This is a genomic window from Kitasatospora sp. NPDC004615 (assembly GCF_042873545.1).
GTDB lineage: Bacteria > Actinomycetota > Actinomycetes > Streptomycetales > Streptomycetaceae > Kitasatospora.
Genome location: NZ_JBIALQ010000006.1, coordinates 95,992 through 110,675, shown reverse-complemented (window position 1 = coordinate 110,675; position 14,684 = coordinate 95,992). Strand labels below are relative to the sequence as shown.

The 14,684-nt window shown below is 70.5% G+C and carries 13 protein-coding genes; 7 read left to right on the top strand and 6 right to left on the bottom strand.

The features are described from left to right. Positions 1-2: 2 nt before the first annotated feature. The 3 genes from ACFYS8_RS21630 (at position 3) to ACFYS8_RS21620 (ending at position 2,750) form a co-directional block, all read left to right on the top strand. On the top strand, positions 3-527 hold the full coding sequence (locus ACFYS8_RS21630; RefSeq protein ID WP_387643128.1) for a MarR family winged helix-turn-helix transcriptional regulator: 525 nt from the start codon (positions 3-5) through the stop codon (positions 525-527). Positions 528-693: 166 nt separating this feature from the next. Next, complete coding sequence (gene sigJ / locus ACFYS8_RS21625; RefSeq protein WP_387643127.1) at positions 694-1,596, top strand: RNA polymerase sigma factor SigJ; 903 nt, start codon at positions 694-696, stop codon at positions 1,594-1,596. 83 nt (positions 1,597-1,679) lie between these two features. Continuing rightward, positions 1,680-2,750 carry an NAD(P)/FAD-dependent oxidoreductase gene (locus ACFYS8_RS21620; RefSeq protein WP_387643126.1) on the top strand — a complete coding sequence of 357 codons (1,071 nt, stop codon included), beginning with the start codon at positions 1,680-1,682 and terminating at the stop codon, positions 2,748-2,750. Between the two features lie 102 nt (positions 2,751-2,852). Here the strand turns inward: ACFYS8_RS21620 and lepA are convergent, their stop codons facing one another. Further along, on the bottom strand, positions 2,853-4,721 hold the full coding sequence (gene lepA / locus ACFYS8_RS21615; RefSeq protein WP_387643125.1) for a translation elongation factor 4: 1,869 nt from the start codon (positions 4,719-4,721) through the stop codon (positions 2,853-2,855). A gap of 103 nt (positions 4,722-4,824) precedes the next feature. On the opposite strand from lepA, the gene ACFYS8_RS21610 reads away from it, so the two are divergent. The 3 genes from ACFYS8_RS21610 (at position 4,825) to ACFYS8_RS21600 (ending at position 6,803) form a co-directional block, all read left to right on the top strand. Further along, positions 4,825-5,130, top strand: coding sequence for an antibiotic biosynthesis monooxygenase family protein (locus ACFYS8_RS21610; protein WP_387643124.1), 306 nt, complete (start codon positions 4,825-4,827; stop codon positions 5,128-5,130). Between the two features lie 165 nt (positions 5,131-5,295). After that, the gene (gene rpsT / locus ACFYS8_RS21605) at positions 5,296-5,559 is read left to right on the top strand and encodes a 30S ribosomal protein S20 (protein ID WP_035862702.1); all 264 of its coding nucleotides are present in this window, start codon (positions 5,296-5,298) and stop codon (positions 5,557-5,559) included. A 419-nt stretch (positions 5,560-5,978) separates the two neighbouring features. After that, positions 5,979-6,803, top strand: a complete 825-nt coding sequence (locus tag ACFYS8_RS21600; protein WP_387643123.1) for a hypothetical protein — start codon at positions 5,979-5,981, stop codon at positions 6,801-6,803. Between the two features lie 132 nt (positions 6,804-6,935). Here ACFYS8_RS21600 and holA read toward each other — a convergent pair whose 3' ends face one another. Next, positions 6,936-7,931, bottom strand: a complete 996-nt coding sequence (gene holA, locus ACFYS8_RS21595) for a DNA polymerase III subunit delta (RefSeq protein ID WP_387643122.1) — start codon at positions 7,929-7,931, stop codon at positions 6,936-6,938. Positions 7,932-8,058: 127 nt separating this feature from the next. On the opposite strand from holA, the gene ACFYS8_RS21590 reads away from it, so the two are divergent. Then, on the top strand, positions 8,059-8,322 hold the full coding sequence (locus ACFYS8_RS21590) for a hypothetical protein (protein ID WP_387643121.1): 264 nt from the start codon (positions 8,059-8,061) through the stop codon (positions 8,320-8,322). 145 nt (positions 8,323-8,467) lie between these two features. Here the strand turns inward: ACFYS8_RS21590 and ACFYS8_RS21585 are convergent, their stop codons facing one another. From ACFYS8_RS21585 to ACFYS8_RS21570, 4 genes are all read right to left on the bottom strand, one after another. Continuing rightward, positions 8,468-11,251, bottom strand: coding sequence for a ComEC/Rec2 family competence protein (locus ACFYS8_RS21585; RefSeq protein ID WP_387643120.1), 2,784 nt, complete (start codon positions 11,249-11,251; stop codon positions 8,468-8,470). Positions 11,252-11,520: 269 nt separating this feature from the next. Further along, positions 11,521-12,708 carry a helix-hairpin-helix domain-containing protein gene (locus ACFYS8_RS21580; protein ID WP_387643119.1) on the bottom strand — a complete coding sequence of 396 codons (1,188 nt, stop codon included), beginning with the start codon at positions 12,706-12,708 and terminating at the stop codon, positions 11,521-11,523. A gap of 112 nt (positions 12,709-12,820) precedes the next feature. Then, positions 12,821-13,747 (bottom strand): DegV family protein, encoded by a 927-nt coding sequence (locus ACFYS8_RS21575; protein ID WP_387643118.1) that lies wholly within the window; start codon positions 13,745-13,747, stop codon positions 12,821-12,823. 116 nt (positions 13,748-13,863) lie between these two features. Next, positions 13,864-14,640 (bottom strand): hypothetical protein, encoded by a 777-nt coding sequence (locus ACFYS8_RS21570; RefSeq protein ID WP_387643117.1) that lies wholly within the window; start codon positions 14,638-14,640, stop codon positions 13,864-13,866. Between the last annotated feature and the right edge of the window lie 44 nt (positions 14,641-14,684).

Here is a 14,684-nt window from a genome sequence, read left to right as displayed (position 1 = left end):
AAATGGACCGAGTTGACCCACGCAGCACTGCACACGACCCCGTGGACGCGATCGCCGACCAGTGGCGGCACGAGCGCCCGGACCTCGCCCACCGCACGGAGGCGATGGCCGCGTTCGGCCGGGTGCACCGGGTCTCCCGCGCGGTCAGCGACCTGATGGAGCAGGTCTACGCGCAGTTCGGCATCGGCCTCGGCGAGTTCGACGTCCTGGCCACCCTGCGCCGCGCCGGGGAGCCGTTCTCGCTGTCGCCGCGCGAGCTGACCGCGACTCTGATGCTCACCACCGGCGGCATGACCGGCCGGCTGGACAAGCTGGAGCGGGCCGGCCTGGTCACCCGCTCCCCCGACCCGAACGACCGTCGCGGCCTGCGGATCACCCTCACTGACTTCGGCCGGGAGACGGTCGACCAGGCCGTGGCCGCGGGTACGGCCGTCCAGCAGCGGATCATCGACCGGCTCGGCGAACAGCGACTGTCCGAGCTGAACACGCTGCTCCGGGATCTGCTGCACAGCGTGGAGTCCCGCTAGCACCCCGCAACGACCCGCTTCCGCCACCCACGGCGGCCGTCACACCGAGCGGCCGTTCCGCTGAACGCCCACGCCCGTCCCACCCAGAGTTCGCACGACCGACCTGCCTGACGCTGGATCAATACCGGCCTGCCGCCCCGGCCGTTCGGCGCGCTACCGTTGGCGGGTGCCCGATCCGACCGCCCTCGACACCGCGCCCTCCGGCCCCGTCGACGCCTTCCAGGCCGAGCGCCGCTACCTGGGCGCGGTGGCCTACCGCCTGCTGGGCTCGGTCGCCGATGCTGAGGACGTGTTGCAGGAGGCCTGGCTGCGCTGGCAGTCGGCCGACCGGTCGGGCATCGCCGAGCCGCGCGCCTACCTGACCACGGTGGTGACCAGGCTCTGCTACGACCAGCTGGGTTCGGCCCGGGCGCGCCGGGAGGCGTACTTCGGCGAGTGGCTGCCAGAGCCGTTGCTGAGCACCGCGGAGTCCCCCGCCGAACTGGCCGAGGTCGGTGAGGCGGTGTCGGTGGCGATGCTGGCGGTGATGGAGCAGCTGACTCCGGCCGAGCGGGCGGCGTTCGTGCTGCACGACGTGTTCGCGGTGGGTTTCGAGGAGATCGCCTCGGCGTTGGACCGCTCCCCCGAGGCCACCCGGCAGCTCGCCTCGCGGGCCCGCCGCCGGGTTCGGGACGGCGGCCGCCGCAGCATTGTCGACCCGGCCGAACACCGCCAGGTGGTGACGGCGTTCATCGCCGCGGCAACCGGCGGCGATCTGATGACGCTGATGGAGGTGCTCGACCCCGAGGTGGTCTGGCACGCCGACGGTGGTGGCATCGTCAGCGCGGGCCGCCGTCCGCTTCTCGGCGCGCTCCATGTGGGCCGGCTGGTGCGCAAGATCGCCGAGCGTTCGGTGGATGTGGAGCGCCCGCTGGTGCCGATGCTGGTCAACGGCGAGCTGGGTGCGGTCTGGTACTCGAGCCCGGGCGTGATCGGCGGCGTGCTCGCGTTCACCGTCGCGGACGGCCGGGTCACCTCCGCGTACGCGATGGTGAACCCCGAGAAGCTCACCCACCTCGCGGGGGCGTGACACAGGTCACGGTCACACTCCCGCAGTGTGCCCCGTCCCCCTTCCGTATCCGCCACCCGGCGGGGTCCGTGAAGGAGGACGAGATGACTGGCAAGCACATCGTGGTGATCGGCGCGGGCTACGCGGGACTGTCCGCGGCCGCCGGGATCGGCCGTGGGCCGGACCGGGTCACCCTGATCGCCCCGGAGCGGCGCTTCGCCCACCGGGTCCGCCAGCACGAGATCGCCGTCGGCCGCCGGCCCTCCCGGCCCGACATCGCCCACGTGCTGCGCGGCCGCAAGGTCGACCACCTCGCTACCCGGGTCGTCGAGCTCGACCTGGCCGGGCGGAAGGTGGTCACCGAGGACGGCAAGCGGATCGCGTACGACACCCTGGTGTACGCGCTCGGCAGCCGGGTCGCCTGGAGCGACGTGCCCGGCGCCGCCGAGCACGCCTACTCGGCCGAGCAGGCCGAGGAACTGCACCGCCGGATCACCGACGCGCCGGCACCTGGGACGATCGCGGTGGTCGGCGGCGGCGCGACCGGCATCGAGCTGGCCACCGAACTCGCCGAGGCCCACCCGTCCTGGCAGGTCCGGCTGGTGGCGTCCGGCCCGGTCGGCGGCTGGCTGTCGGCGCGTGGGCGGGCGCACGTCCTGGCGGTGCTCCACCGACTCCGGGTCCAGGTGGACGAGGCACACCAGGTCACGGCCGTCACCGCCGCCGGGTTGGAGACGCCGGCCGGCCCGATCCCCGCCGACGTGGTGGTGTGGGCCGGCTCGCTGGAGCCGCACCCGCTCGCCGCCGACTCCGGCCTGGCCGTCACCGAACGCGGCCAGGCCGTGGTGGACGACCACCTGCGCTCGGTGTCACACCCCGACGTGTACGTGGCCGGGGACGCCGCCGCCACCAAGGTGCCCGGCATCGGACAGCTGCGGATGGCCTGCGCCACCGCCCAGCCGCAGGGCCGCTACCTGGGCAAACTGCTCACCGGACGCACCGACAAGCCGTTCTCGTTCCGCTACCTCACCCAGTGCCTGAGCCTGGGCCGCGGCGAGGCGCTGGTGCAGATGATCCACGGCGACGACTCGATGAAGCCGCGGGTGGTGACCGGGGCGGCTGGTCGGCTGGTCAAGTCGGTGATCGTCAACGTGCTGCCGCTGACGCTGCGCTGACCGGCAGCCGGCCCCGGGAGCGGAGTCGATTCGCCATCAGGAAACGGCAACGGGCCGGGGCCCCCGCGTGGGGACCCCGGCCCGCTGGGCCGACCGTGGGAACTACTTCTTTTCCTTCGGCGGCTCCGCGTCCGTCGACAGCGCGGCAATGAAGGCCTCCTGCGGGACCTCCACGCGACCGACCATCTTCATCCGCTTCTTGCCTTCCTTCTGCTTCTCCAGCAGCTTGCGCTTACGCGAGATGTCACCGCCGTAGCACTTGGCGAGAACGTCCTTGCGGATCGCGCGGACCGTCTCACGGGCGATCACCCGGGAGCCGATCGCGGCCTGGATCGGCACCTCGAACTGCTGGCGCGGGATCAGCTTCTGCAGCTTGCCGGCCATCATCACGCCGTAGTTGTAGGCCTTGTCCTTGTGCACGATCGCGGAGAACGCGTCCACCGCGTCGCCGTGCAGCAGGATGTCGACCTTGACCAGGTTGGCGGACTGCTCGCCGATGGGCTCGTAGTCCAGCGAGGCGTAACCGCGGGTCTTGGACTTCAGCTGGTCGAAGAAGTCGAAGACGATCTCGGCCAGCGGCAGGGTGTAGCGCAGCTCCACCCGGTCCTCGGAGAGGTAGTCCATGCCCTGCAGGTTGCCGCGACGGGACTGGCAGAGCTCCATGATCGCGCCGACGAACTCGTTGGGCGCCAGGATGGTGCCGCGCACGACCGGCTCGTACACCTCGGCGATCTTGCCGGTCGGGAACTCGCTCGGGTTGGTGACGGTGTGCTCGGTGCCGTCCTCCATGATCACCCGGTAGATCACGTTCGGGGCGGTGGAGATCAGGTCGAGGTTGAACTCGCGCTCCAGGCGCTCCCGGATGATCTCCAGGTGCAGCAGGCCGAGGAAGCCACAGCGGTAGCCGAAGCCGAGGGCGACCGAGGTCTCCGGCTCGTAGGCCAGTGCGGCGTCGTTCAGGCGCAGCTTGTCGAGGGCGTCGCGGAGCAACGGGTAGTCCGAGCCGTCCAGCGGGTAGAGGCCGGAGAACACCATCGGGCGCGGGTCCTTGTAGCCGCCGAGCGGCTCGGTGGCACCCTTGTGCTGCGAGGTGATGGTGTCACCGACCTTGGACTGCCGGACGTCCTTCACACCGGTGATGATGTAGCCCACCTCGCCGACACCGAGGCCGTCTGCGACCTTCGGCTCCGGCGAGATGACGCCGATCTCCAGCAGCTCGTGGGTCGCGCCGGTGGACATCATGGCGATCCGCTCACGCTTGGTGAGCTGGCCGTCGACCACTCGCACGTAGGTGACCACGCCGCGGTAGGCGTCGTACACCGAGTCGAAAATCATCGCGCGGGCCGGGGCGTCCTTGACTCCGACCGGGGCGGGGATCTTCTCGACCACGTGGTCGAGCAGGTCCTCGACGCCGAGGCCGGTCTTCGCGGAGACCTTCAGCACGTCGGCCGGGTCACAGCCGATGATGTGCGCGATCTCGGCCGCGTACTTCTCGGGCTGGGCGGCCGGCAGGTCGATCTTGTTGAGCACCGGAATGATGGTGAGGTCGTTCTCCAGCGCCAGGTACAGGTTGGCGAGGGTCTGCGCCTCGATGCCCTGGGCCGCGTCGACCACAAGGATGGTTCCCTCGCAGGCCGCGAGGGAGCGGGACACCTCGTACGTGAAGTCCACGTGGCCGGGGGTGTCGATCATGTTGAGGATGTGCGTCTTGCCCGCGTTCTCACCGGTCCGCGGCGCCCACGGAAGGCGGACGGCCTGCGACTTGATGGTGATGCCGCGCTCGCGCTCGATGTCCATCCGGTCGAGGTACTGGGCGCGCATCTGCCGGGGGTCCACCACGCCGGTGATCTGCAGCATCCGGTCGGCGAGCGTCGACTTGCCGTGGTCGATGTGGGCGATGATGCAGAAGTTGCGAATCACCGCCGGGTCAGTACGGCTGGGCTCTGGCACGTTGCTGGGGGTCGCGGGCACCTTGGTCCGATTTCTGATCCGATCAATATGGTTCCGCCCATCCTCCCATGCCCGAGGCCCGACCGGTCTTTCCACCCGGGCGGGCATGCGGCACGATCTCCGCATGATCTTGGAAAGCGCCCTGCTCGACGTCCGCCCCGGCCAGGAGAACGACTTCCTCGCCGCCTTCGTCCAGGCCCGGCCGCTGATCGCCGCCCAGCGGGGTTTCCGCTCCCTCGAACTGCGCCGCTGCCTGGACGGCGGCCGCACCTCGCGCTTTCTGCTGCAGGTCGAATGGGAGACCCTGGAGGACCACACCGAGGGCTTCCGCCGCTCCCCCGAGTACGAACGCTGGCGCGAGCTGCTGCACCACTACTACGACCCGTTCCCGACGGTCGAGCACTATGGCGAGCCGCTGATCAGCGACTGACGGGACACCGGTCGCGTTCGCGCCGCCGGTCCGGTTTGGGCGGCACGGGGCGGCCCTGGTAGCGTGGGCCGCTGCACTCCGCCCTCGGCATGCCCTCTCGGCTGGTACCGGCGGCGGGCGGTGCAACCCGTTGAACTGCCGATTCACACAGACTGAGGCTCTTTCGTGGCGAACATCAAGTCCCAGATCAAGCGCAACAAGACCAACGAGAAGGCGCGCCTGCGCAACAAGGCCGTCAAGTCCTCGCTGAAGACCGCTCTGCGCAAGGCCCGCGAGGCCGCTGCCGCCGGTGAGAACGAGAAGGCCGTCGAGCTGGCTCGCGCCGCCTCCAAGGCCCTCGACAAGGCCGTCAGCAAGGGCATCATCCACAAGAACCAGGCCGCCAACAAGAAGTCGGCGATCACCAAGCGCGTCAACGTCGCTGCCTGATCCTGGTCCTTCCCGTACGGCCCGGCCGTACGACCCGGTGCTCCGGCACCACCTAGGACGGCGTGAATCCGCGGCCCTCTACCCGCCACCGCCGACCGTCCGCTCCCGGGAATCCGGCCCTCTACCCGGATTTCCGATGAGCTGCACCACCCGTACCGCACGCGGCCTGCGTTCGCCACGCGGGTGCGGTACCCAGATGAACCACGGAAAGTACCCGCTCAGGGCACTTCCCCCAACTGCCCGCCCGGTCCCCACCGGGCGGGCAGTTCGCGTTTCCGGGCCCGGTCGACTGCCGCCCGCCCGGCAGCCATGGTGTCCAACCACCGCGCAGAGAAAGGGGATCGGCGCGAACGATGCAGCGAGGTAGGGTGCGTGGGTGCCTGACACTGCCCGTGCGTGACCAACTACTCGGGGGAACGATGTCGACTCCGCCGCCGCATCAGCTCCAGGGCCACCGCTCCACCAGCAGCTTCTCGCGCAACCCCCGCACCTCACCGGCCACAGGCGTCAGAACGGGCACGGTCACCACCATCGGCCCCGACGGGCCCTCCAACGCCAGCGACAACCCGAACGGAACCGGTACAGATGGCCCGGGCCCGGGCCGTCCCCGGCACAGACTGTGGTGGGGCATCGGCGGCGCCCTGGTGGCCTCGGCAGTGTGGGCGGCGACCATCCTGACAGTCCCCACACTGATCAACGGCGACTCGACAACGAGCGCCCGAAGCGTGGCCGGCTACCGGACGGTCGACGACCTGTGCACCACCGCCCGCCTCACCACCTTCAGCCAGCTGTACCCAGTCCCGACGGGCACCCCCTACCACTACACGACGCGCCACCGGGCGCTGGACGAGATGTACTGCGGCCAGTACCGCAAGAAGGTCGGCGGCGACCAGGACTACTACACCCTCTACCTGCAGGTGCAGCTCCACCACGAGGTGGACCCGCGCCCGGAGTTCGACGCACAGCGCGAGGGACTGGCCCAACGCCACTACCAGATCAGTCCGGTACCCGGCCTCGGCGACGCGGCCTACATCGGCTACCTCGACGACCCCGACCGCGGCGCCCCGGGCTCGCACTACCTCACCCAGGTCCTGTACGTCCGCCAGGGCGGTATGACCTGCTACACCAGCTGGTCCGCGTCCTACCAGGACGGCAGAGGAACCGCCCCCGACCGGGAGCAGGTCCGCACCGCACTTCTGTCCGACACCCGTGAACTGCTGCGCACCCTCGGCGGATCCACCTGACCCACTCCGGGGCTCCGCCCGACCGGTACGGGAGATCGCCCGACCCGATTCGGCGGGGCCGCCTCGGAAACGTTGCCGGGCGCGGCTCAGTACGGGCGCGACTGGTACGAACGTGGCTTAGTAGGGGCAGGCTCAGTACGGGCGAGAGCCGGCCCGGGAGGCCCGGGCCACGGCGACCACTGCGCGCTCCAGGGCGTACGCCGGGTCGTCGGAGCCGCCCTTCACGGCCGCGTCTGCCTCCGCGACGGCAGTGAGGGCCGCGGCCACGCCGTCGCCCGTCCAGCCACGCATCTGCTGGCGGACCCGGTCCACCTTCCACGGCGGCATGCCCAGTTCGCGGGCCAGGTCGCCAGGGCGCATGTTCCGGCCGGCGGTGGCGAGTCGGCCGATGCTGCGAACCCCAGAGGCGAGCGCGTACGTGATACCCGTGGGCGGCTGGCCGACAGCCAGCGCCCAACGCAGCCGCTCCAGCGCTTCGGCGGCCCGACCGGTGACGGCGAGGTCGGCCACCTCGAAGCCCGTCGCCTCCGCCCGGCCGCTGTAGTACTTCGCGACCGCAGTCTCGTCGATCGGGCCCTCGATGTCGGCCGTCAACTGGCTGCACGCGGCCGACAGTTCGCGCAGGTCGCTGCCCAGCGAGTCGAGCAGCGCCTGGCACGCCTCCGGGCTGGCGGCCCTCCCCAAGGTACGGAACTCGTTGCGGATGAACGCCAGCTTCTCGCTCGCCTTGGTGAGCTTGGCGCACAGCACTTCCCGCGCACCCGCCTTCTTCGCCGCGTCCAGCAGCCCCTTGCCCTTGGCGCCGCCCGCGTGCACCAGCACCATGATCACTTCTTCGGCCGGCGTCTCCAGGTACGCCTTGACCTCCTTGACCGCGTCGGCCGCAAGGTCCTGCGCAGCCCGGACCACGATCACCTTCCGCTCCGCGAAGAGCGAGGGGGTGGTGAGTTCGGCCAACTGCCCGGCCTGCAGCGCTCCCGGCGCGAGATCGCGCACATCCGTCTCCGGATCCGCCGCCTTCGCCGCCGCCACCACCGCGGCGACCGCGCGGTCCAGCAGCAGCTCTTCCTGGCCGACCGCAACGGTCAGCGGGGCAAGCAGGTCCTCGGGTGCACTCTTCCTGGCCATCGCCTACCAGGATCGCACGCCGTACCGACAGGCCTGCCCCGGCACGTCCCATCAGGGCAGACCCCCGGAGCGGAATCTGGGGTGGGGCCGCCGCCGTTCCGCCCACGGGGCTGGGGAGAATGTTGGCGTGATCAAGAACAATGACCGTCAATTGCTCGTCCTTTCCGACCGCGACGCGGCGGATGAGATTGCCGAGGAGTTGAGTGCGCGCTGGCCCGACCTGGGCGACGTGGAGGTGGTCCGGGACGCCCTCGCCGGGGAGGACGACGCCGAGGACGCCCAGTGGATCGTGGTCGTCGAGGCCCCCGAGGACGAGGGCTGGACACCGCAGCTGCTGACCGAACTCGACCGGCTCGTCGCCGAGCAGGACGGGTGGCGTGAGCAGGACTGACCCACCCGCCCCGGCCCGCAGGTCCCCTCTGGTTCCCGCCCGAGCGAGGTCACCCCACCCGCTCGGGCGGGCGCTCTGTCCGCACCTGCCAGGCCCATCGATTCGAGCTGCCATCGCCGTCGGCGGGCCCGGGCGCGCCTTGGCGTCAGCCGTGGCCGGAGCGCTGGTGGGACGCCACAGCCAGGGAGGGCGCATCCCCCAGCACCGCGATGTCCCCCACCCTGTCGGTGCGGACCACCGTCGCCCCCAGCGCTCTGAGTCCGGCCACTGTCTGCGGAGCCGGATGCCCGTATGGGTTGCCGGTACCGCAGGAGATCAGGGCCAGCCTCGGCCGGAGCCCCGCCATCAACGCCCAGTCCTGGTGCGCCGATCCGTGGTGCGCCACCTTCAGGACGTCCACCCGGCCCAGCCCGGGAGAACCAGGGCCGCCGTAGCGGTCGCCCGAGCCGCCGTAGCTCACCGACTCCGTCTGACCCTCGGGCACCTGCCCCGTGTCGCGCGCCGCTGTTGACGCCGTCCCCGCAGGTGACGGTGGAGCCCGCTCGGCCGGCCGGACCGCCGGCGGCAGGCCGAGGGCGAGCAGGGCCGCCTGCGCCGGGGGTTCCAAGTCGCCCAGCAGGGCTACCCGGATCGGGGCGCGGGGAGGACCGAGGGTGGCGAGGATCGCGATGCTGGAGTTGTTTGGGCCGGTCGCGTCCGGGGCCATTGGCGAGGCCGGCCACACCACTTGCCAGGCGAGCTCGGCACCGGCCGTTCGGCGTTCGCCTCGCTGGGCGCGCAGCACCGGCACCCGGCCGCCGGCTGCCCAGCGCAGCACCCTGCTCCGCTCGCCGTCCGGCTCGTCCGAGGTGGTCACCTCGATCGCACCGACCGATCGGCCACGTAGAACCCCGGGGATTCCCTCGACGTGATCCGCATGGAAGTGAGTGAGGATCAGGACCGGCACCCTGGTCACCCCGAGATCCCGAAGGCAGGCATCCGCCGACTTGGGATCAGGCCCGGCATCCACCACCACCGCACTGCCGGGCTCGACCGGCAGCACAGTCATGTCGCCCTGCCCGATGTCACACATCGCCAACCGCCAGCCCTCGGCTGGCCAGCCAGTCGCCAGCCGAGTCACGGCGGGCGGCCTCAGCAGAACCACCGGCAGCACAACGGCAATCGCGACCACGAGCCACATCCTGGGTCGCCGATGCCTAGGCCGTCGCCCGCCCAGCAGCGGCGGCAGTGCCCAGGCCAACGCGACGATGACCACCACCAGCAGCGCCGAGCCGAACAGTCCGCCGGGCCAGGCGAGTTCAGCACCGGGAAGCTCCGCACCCCTCCGCGCCACGGTGGCCAGCCACCCGACCGGCAGCGCGGCAAGGTCCACCAGGAACTCCGCCGCCCCTTTCGACAAGGGTGCCACCGCGAGCGCACCGAACCCGAGCAGGGTGGCGGGTGCGACCGCGATCTCCGCCAGCAGGTTGCACGGAATTCCGACCAGACTGATCCGCGGCGCCAGCAGGACGGTGACGGGGGAACAGAAGGCCTGCGCCGCCGCAGTGGCTCCGACCGCCGATGCAAGGTGGTGCGGCCAGCGACGCGCACGCAGCGCGGCCGTCCATCGCGGGCCGAGAATCAGCAGCCCTGCCGTGGCGAGCCCGGAGAGCAGGAACCCGAATGAGCGGGCCAGATAAGGATCCACCAGAACCAGGATCAGCACGGCGCCGGCCAACGTGGGCAGGGCTCGTCTCGGTCTTCCGGTGGCGAGGGCCAGTAGTCCGATCAGGCCGGTGGCGGCGGCTCTGAGAACACTCGGGTCGGGACGGCAGATGGTGACGAACGCCAGCGTCAGCCCCGTTCCGAGCAGTGCTGTCGTACGGAAGGAGAGTCCCAGCAGCCCGGCCAGCCCGCCCCGTCCGGGCGTGTCCGAGTCGGTCGGCGTACCTCCGACCAGGACTGCCAGGACGATGGCCAGATTGGCCCCGCTCACCGCCACCAGGTGCCCGAGGTCGGTGGACCGGAATGCGTCTGCCAGGTCGTCCGGAAGCCTCGTCACATCGCCCACCACCAGTCCCGGGAGCAGTCCGCGCACGTCGGGCGGCAGGTGATCGCAGGCATCGCGAAGCCCCCTGCGGAGCTGGGCGGCAAGGCGTTGCGGAAGGCTGGGAGGTGCGAGAGTCCGGGGCTGGCCTTGCGGGGCGAGCAGGGCCGCCGAATCCGTCCGAGGTCGTGCTGCCGAGCCCGTGGACGGGCTCGCCTGCCGCTCCGGCAACACCTCTGCCTGGAACCCCAATTGAGTGGACGGAACCAGTTGCTGCCACTGCTCCGCGTCCTGAGTCCGGATGAGGAGCGTGACAGGCGTTCTGGTCACTGTGGGCACCGCGTCAGCCTGCTCGGCACTGGCGAGTGGGAGGACGCGGGTAACGAGAGCGGAGATGGTGAGGGTCGGTTGGGAGAGGGCGCTGCCCTTGGTATGCGCCCCGTGAAACTTGGGGTCACCGGTGATGGTCGCCTCAACGGTGATCTCCGGCTTGGCAGTTCGGCCTCCCCCGGAGCGAGGCGGCGCGGACTGCTCGTCCGCATCCGGCGGCTTCTCCAAGCCGCCCGGGGAGTCCGGCTCTCCCCGGGCGGGCGTCAGCGCTGGATGGGCCAGGGCAGGCAGCGGGCCCCGGTGCAGGTCGGCGGTGTGGAGGACTGTGGTGGTCGCCGCCGTTGCGGCGGTGAGCAGGACGGCGGCTCCGAGTCGGTGAATCGAGCGGCGAGGTCCTTTCGAAGTGAGGAGGCCGGAGGCGATCACGCCGCCCATCAAGGCGCTCAGGAGTAGCGCCGGGTGGTGTCTCGCGTCCAGGTCGAGGGCGAGGGCTGTGACCAGCCAGGCGGTGATGGCCAGGAGGAGGAGCCGGTAGTCGGTTCGGTCGGGGACGGTGGAGGGCAGGGCCGGCATTGGGGCGCCTCCTCTCGGCATGTTCGTTGGTCGACTTGTTGATTTAGAGGCTGGTGGCGCAACGGAACGGCCATGCCACACCAACCGGGCTGTACGAGGGACCAGCAGTCCCATGTCTGACAGTCGAGTGGTGGGAGACGGCGGGTTGGGCCTGGACAGAGCGTCGGATGAGCGGCCACGTTTCCCTCGGCGGGTAGCGACGCGCGGCTTCGCTCAGCAAGTCGGGAGCTAGTTCATGGGACACCTCCTGGCAGGAAAAGGGTTGGGTGTCAGAGCGTCAGGAGCGGTTTGAGGTCCTCGTACTTTCGGGGGCCGATGCCGGAGACGTGGCGAAGTTGGTCGAGGGACTGGAAGGGGCCGTGTGTCAGGCGGTACTGGAGGATGCGCTGGGCCAGGGCCGGCCCTACGCCGGGCAGTGAGTCGAGCTGCTCGGCGCTGGAGTGGTTGAGGCTGACTGGTCCGGCAGGAGCGGCAGGAGCTCCGCCGGTCGGATTTTCGACACCTACGAGGATCTGTTCTCCATCAGTGAGTGGGCGGGCAAGGTTGAGCAGGCTGGTGTCCGTTCCGGGGATCGGGCCGCCGGCGGCGGTCAGGGCATCGGCGACCCGTGAACCTGCGGGGAGGGTTCGTAGGCCGGGATCCTGAACCTTGCCGGCGATGTCGACGACCAGTGACGGTCCGGCTGGCTGGTGTGTGGGTACTCCTTCCGTCGCACGGTCGGTGGTGGATTCGGTGATGGAAATGGCGGGGACGGCAACGGGGTGTGGCCGGCCCAACCAGAAGTGCTGTGCGGCGTAGCCGATGGCAAGGACGAGGAGGACGGAGAGGCCGATAACAGCGCGGCGGTCGAAGGCGAAGGCTCCGGGAAGCCGGAACCGAAGCGGCAGTCCCGGCTGGTCAGCGCGGCGGGCCGCTCCGACCGGTTCAGGAGCTGACGGGGCATCGGACTGAGGCGGCGGATCCGGATCCGCCTGGAGGTCGGCCCAGTTCCCCAGCGGGGCGTCAGGAACAGGGGGCGGCAGCGAGTCGGCGTCGGATGCGGCGACAGGCGGGTCTCGCTCCGGAATCGCACCGGGCTGAACTGCGGGCAGCCCGACCGTCGGATCGGTGAAGCTTCGAGCGGCCGTACCTGCCGAGCGCGCCGATACTCCGTACATCGCCAGGATTTGCGGCGATGACAGTGCGTACGGTGGATCGGGAGCGGACGTCGCACGTACCACTGCCCGCTCCGGCTCGGGAGCAGCACTGACCGCCGCACGGACCGCGAGCGCTGACAACTCGCCGCTGTCCACTTCGGCTGCCCCTGCGGTCTCCAAAGCCTGGGGCACCGACTCGGCGGTCGGCCCAGGCGGGCCGAGGTCGGCGGGCTGGACGGGCGGGAAGAGCAGACCGAGGCGGGCTCGGGCAGTGGCGACGGTCTGACGGCGGCGGGCTTGGGGTGTGGTGATGGTCCTCATGGCGAGGACAGTAGGACCGGCCTGACGTGCGGTCTGGAAATTGGCCCGCCCCTGTGGATAACTCGGGCCTGTGGATAACTCTCGTCGCTAGGACGAGTGAGTTTCATAGTGCTCAGTGCGGGGATGCGACGAGCGGCGCCACCACGACGGCCAGCAGGCCAGGCCCGACGTGCGCACCGATGACGGCGCCTACTTCGCTGACGTAGAGCTCGTTCACCGCCGGTACCCGCTCCCGCAGCCGCTCGGCCAGCGCCTCGGCCCGCTGCTCTGCGGCCAGATGGTGGACGGTGATGTCCACTGGCTGTGCACCCGCGTGTTCGACCGCAATCTCCTCGAGCCGGGCAATGGCCCGGGAGGCAGTGCGGACCTTCTCCAGCGGCTCGATCCGACCGCCGGACAGGTGGAGCAGGGGCTTCACGGCCAGCGCGGAGCCGACCAGCGCCTGGGCGGTTCCGATCCGGCCTCCGCGCCGCAGGTGCTCCAAGGTGTCGACGTAGAAGAATCCGCTGGTGACGTCGGCCCGCCGCTCGGCAGCGGAGACGACCTGGTCCAGATCCACTTCGGTCTCGACCCTGTCCGCCTCGACATCGGCGCGATCGACTGCCGTCTCTGCCCGAGCGGCATCGAGGGCATCGGCGAGTTCCGCGGCGGCCAGCACGCAACTTCCCAGTGCCATGCCGACCAGCCGACTGTCGACCACCCTGACCGGGATCGGCACCGTGGCGGCGGCCAACTGAGCGGCCTCCGCCGTACCGGAAAGCTCGGCGGACAGGTGGATGGAGACAATTCCCCGTGCACCGGCCTCGGCGGCCGCCAAGTAGGCGGCCGTGAACGTTTCGGGGCTGGGCCGGGAAGTGGTCACCCGGCGCTTGGCTCGTAGGGCCTCGGCGACGTCCTTCGGGGAGATCTCGACGCCTTCCGCGAAGACCTCGTCACCGACCGCAACGCTGAGCGGTACCACCTGGATGCGGTGCCGGTCCACCGCTTCTTGGGGCAGATACGCGGTGGAATCCGTGACAAGTGCGAGGTGGCCGAGCATGAGCCGGAGGTTACCCTCCGCCGGACCAGGATGACAGTGCCCGTCCTGTGGCGGTTTGACCTCCATAGCAGCGGGTAACCCTCACCGCACGGACAGCAACCACTCGTGGCGCGGGGTCAGGGGTGGTTGGGTCCGGCCGGGTTCGGCTTGCGCAGGCGGTCGGCGAGGCGGGAGAGCGGCTCGGCAGCCAACCCCAGCAGTTCTTCGGCGCTGCTCTGGCGTCCGGTACCGATTCCCTTCCGGCGGTCAGCGGGGTGATCGGCGGAGGCAGCGCTCCGGGCACTGGCCGCGGAGACAGAGTCGGCGGCGAACTCGGAGTCACGGTCGGCGGCGGGCTCGGCAGGAGTCCAGTGCCGCAGCGCACCGGCCTCGTCCTGGCATTCCTTACTGAGGCGGGCGAGCTCGTCGTCGGCGAAGCGGCGCATGCGGTCCTGGGCGGCCCAACGCAGGGAGTCCGCGGAGTGCGTGATCCGTTCGGCACGCTCGCGCAGTTCCGGAAGCTTGGCGGTGACCCGGCCGGTCATCGGCTCACGCTCCAGCAGACGCAGTTCCGCGTCGAGTTCGGCGGCGTGCGAGTCGAGCCGGGCAAGGAGCTGGAGCGAGTCGCCGAGCTGGCCATCCTGCGGGAGGCCGCCCTGCAGGACCTGGCGGGTCGAGTCCAGCGCGGTGCGCAGGGAGAGCCGGAGGCCGGCGATCTTTCCCTGGTCACCCGGCTTGGTGATGCTCTTCGCCCTGAGGGCGGCGTTCTCCACTGCCCGCTGGGCGTTGGAGCTGTGCCGATCGACCTTGGCGGCCACGGCCTTCACCGCCTTGACCGTCCCGACCACTGCCATCACCAACAGCGTCACGCCGAGCAGCGCGACCAGCGCTACGACGATACCGAGCGCTTCCACCGGGAGCCCACCTTCCGCCCGTGACAGGCGGCGGTCCGCCGAGT

What these genes read in the sequence shown, in the direction of transcription:
- ACFYS8_RS21575 (WP_387643118.1), bottom strand. Translation starts at nt 13,747, where the DNA reads ATGCTCGGCCACCTCGCACTTGTCACGGATTCCACCGCGTATCTGCCC.
- ACFYS8_RS21580 (WP_387643119.1), bottom strand. Translation starts at nt 12,708, where the DNA reads ATGAGGACCATCACCACACCCCAAGCCCGCCGCCGTCAGACCGTCGCC.
- ACFYS8_RS21630 (WP_387643128.1), top strand. Translation starts at nt 3, where the DNA reads ATGGACCGAGTTGACCCACGCAGCACTGCACACGACCCCGTGGACGCG.
- ACFYS8_RS21600 (WP_387643123.1), top strand. Translation starts at nt 5,979, where the DNA reads ATGTCGACTCCGCCGCCGCATCAGCTCCAGGGCCACCGCTCCACCAGC.
- ACFYS8_RS21585 (WP_387643120.1), bottom strand. Translation starts at nt 11,251, where the DNA reads ATGCCGGCCCTGCCCTCCACCGTCCCCGACCGAACCGACTACCGGCTC.
- ACFYS8_RS21620 (WP_387643126.1), top strand. Translation starts at nt 1,680, where the DNA reads ATGACTGGCAAGCACATCGTGGTGATCGGCGCGGGCTACGCGGGACTG.
- holA (WP_387643122.1), bottom strand. Translation starts at nt 7,931, where the DNA reads ATGGCCAGGAAGAGTGCACCCGAGGACCTGCTTGCCCCGCTGACCGTT.
- ACFYS8_RS21610 (WP_387643124.1), top strand. Translation starts at nt 4,825, where the DNA reads ATGATCTTGGAAAGCGCCCTGCTCGACGTCCGCCCCGGCCAGGAGAAC.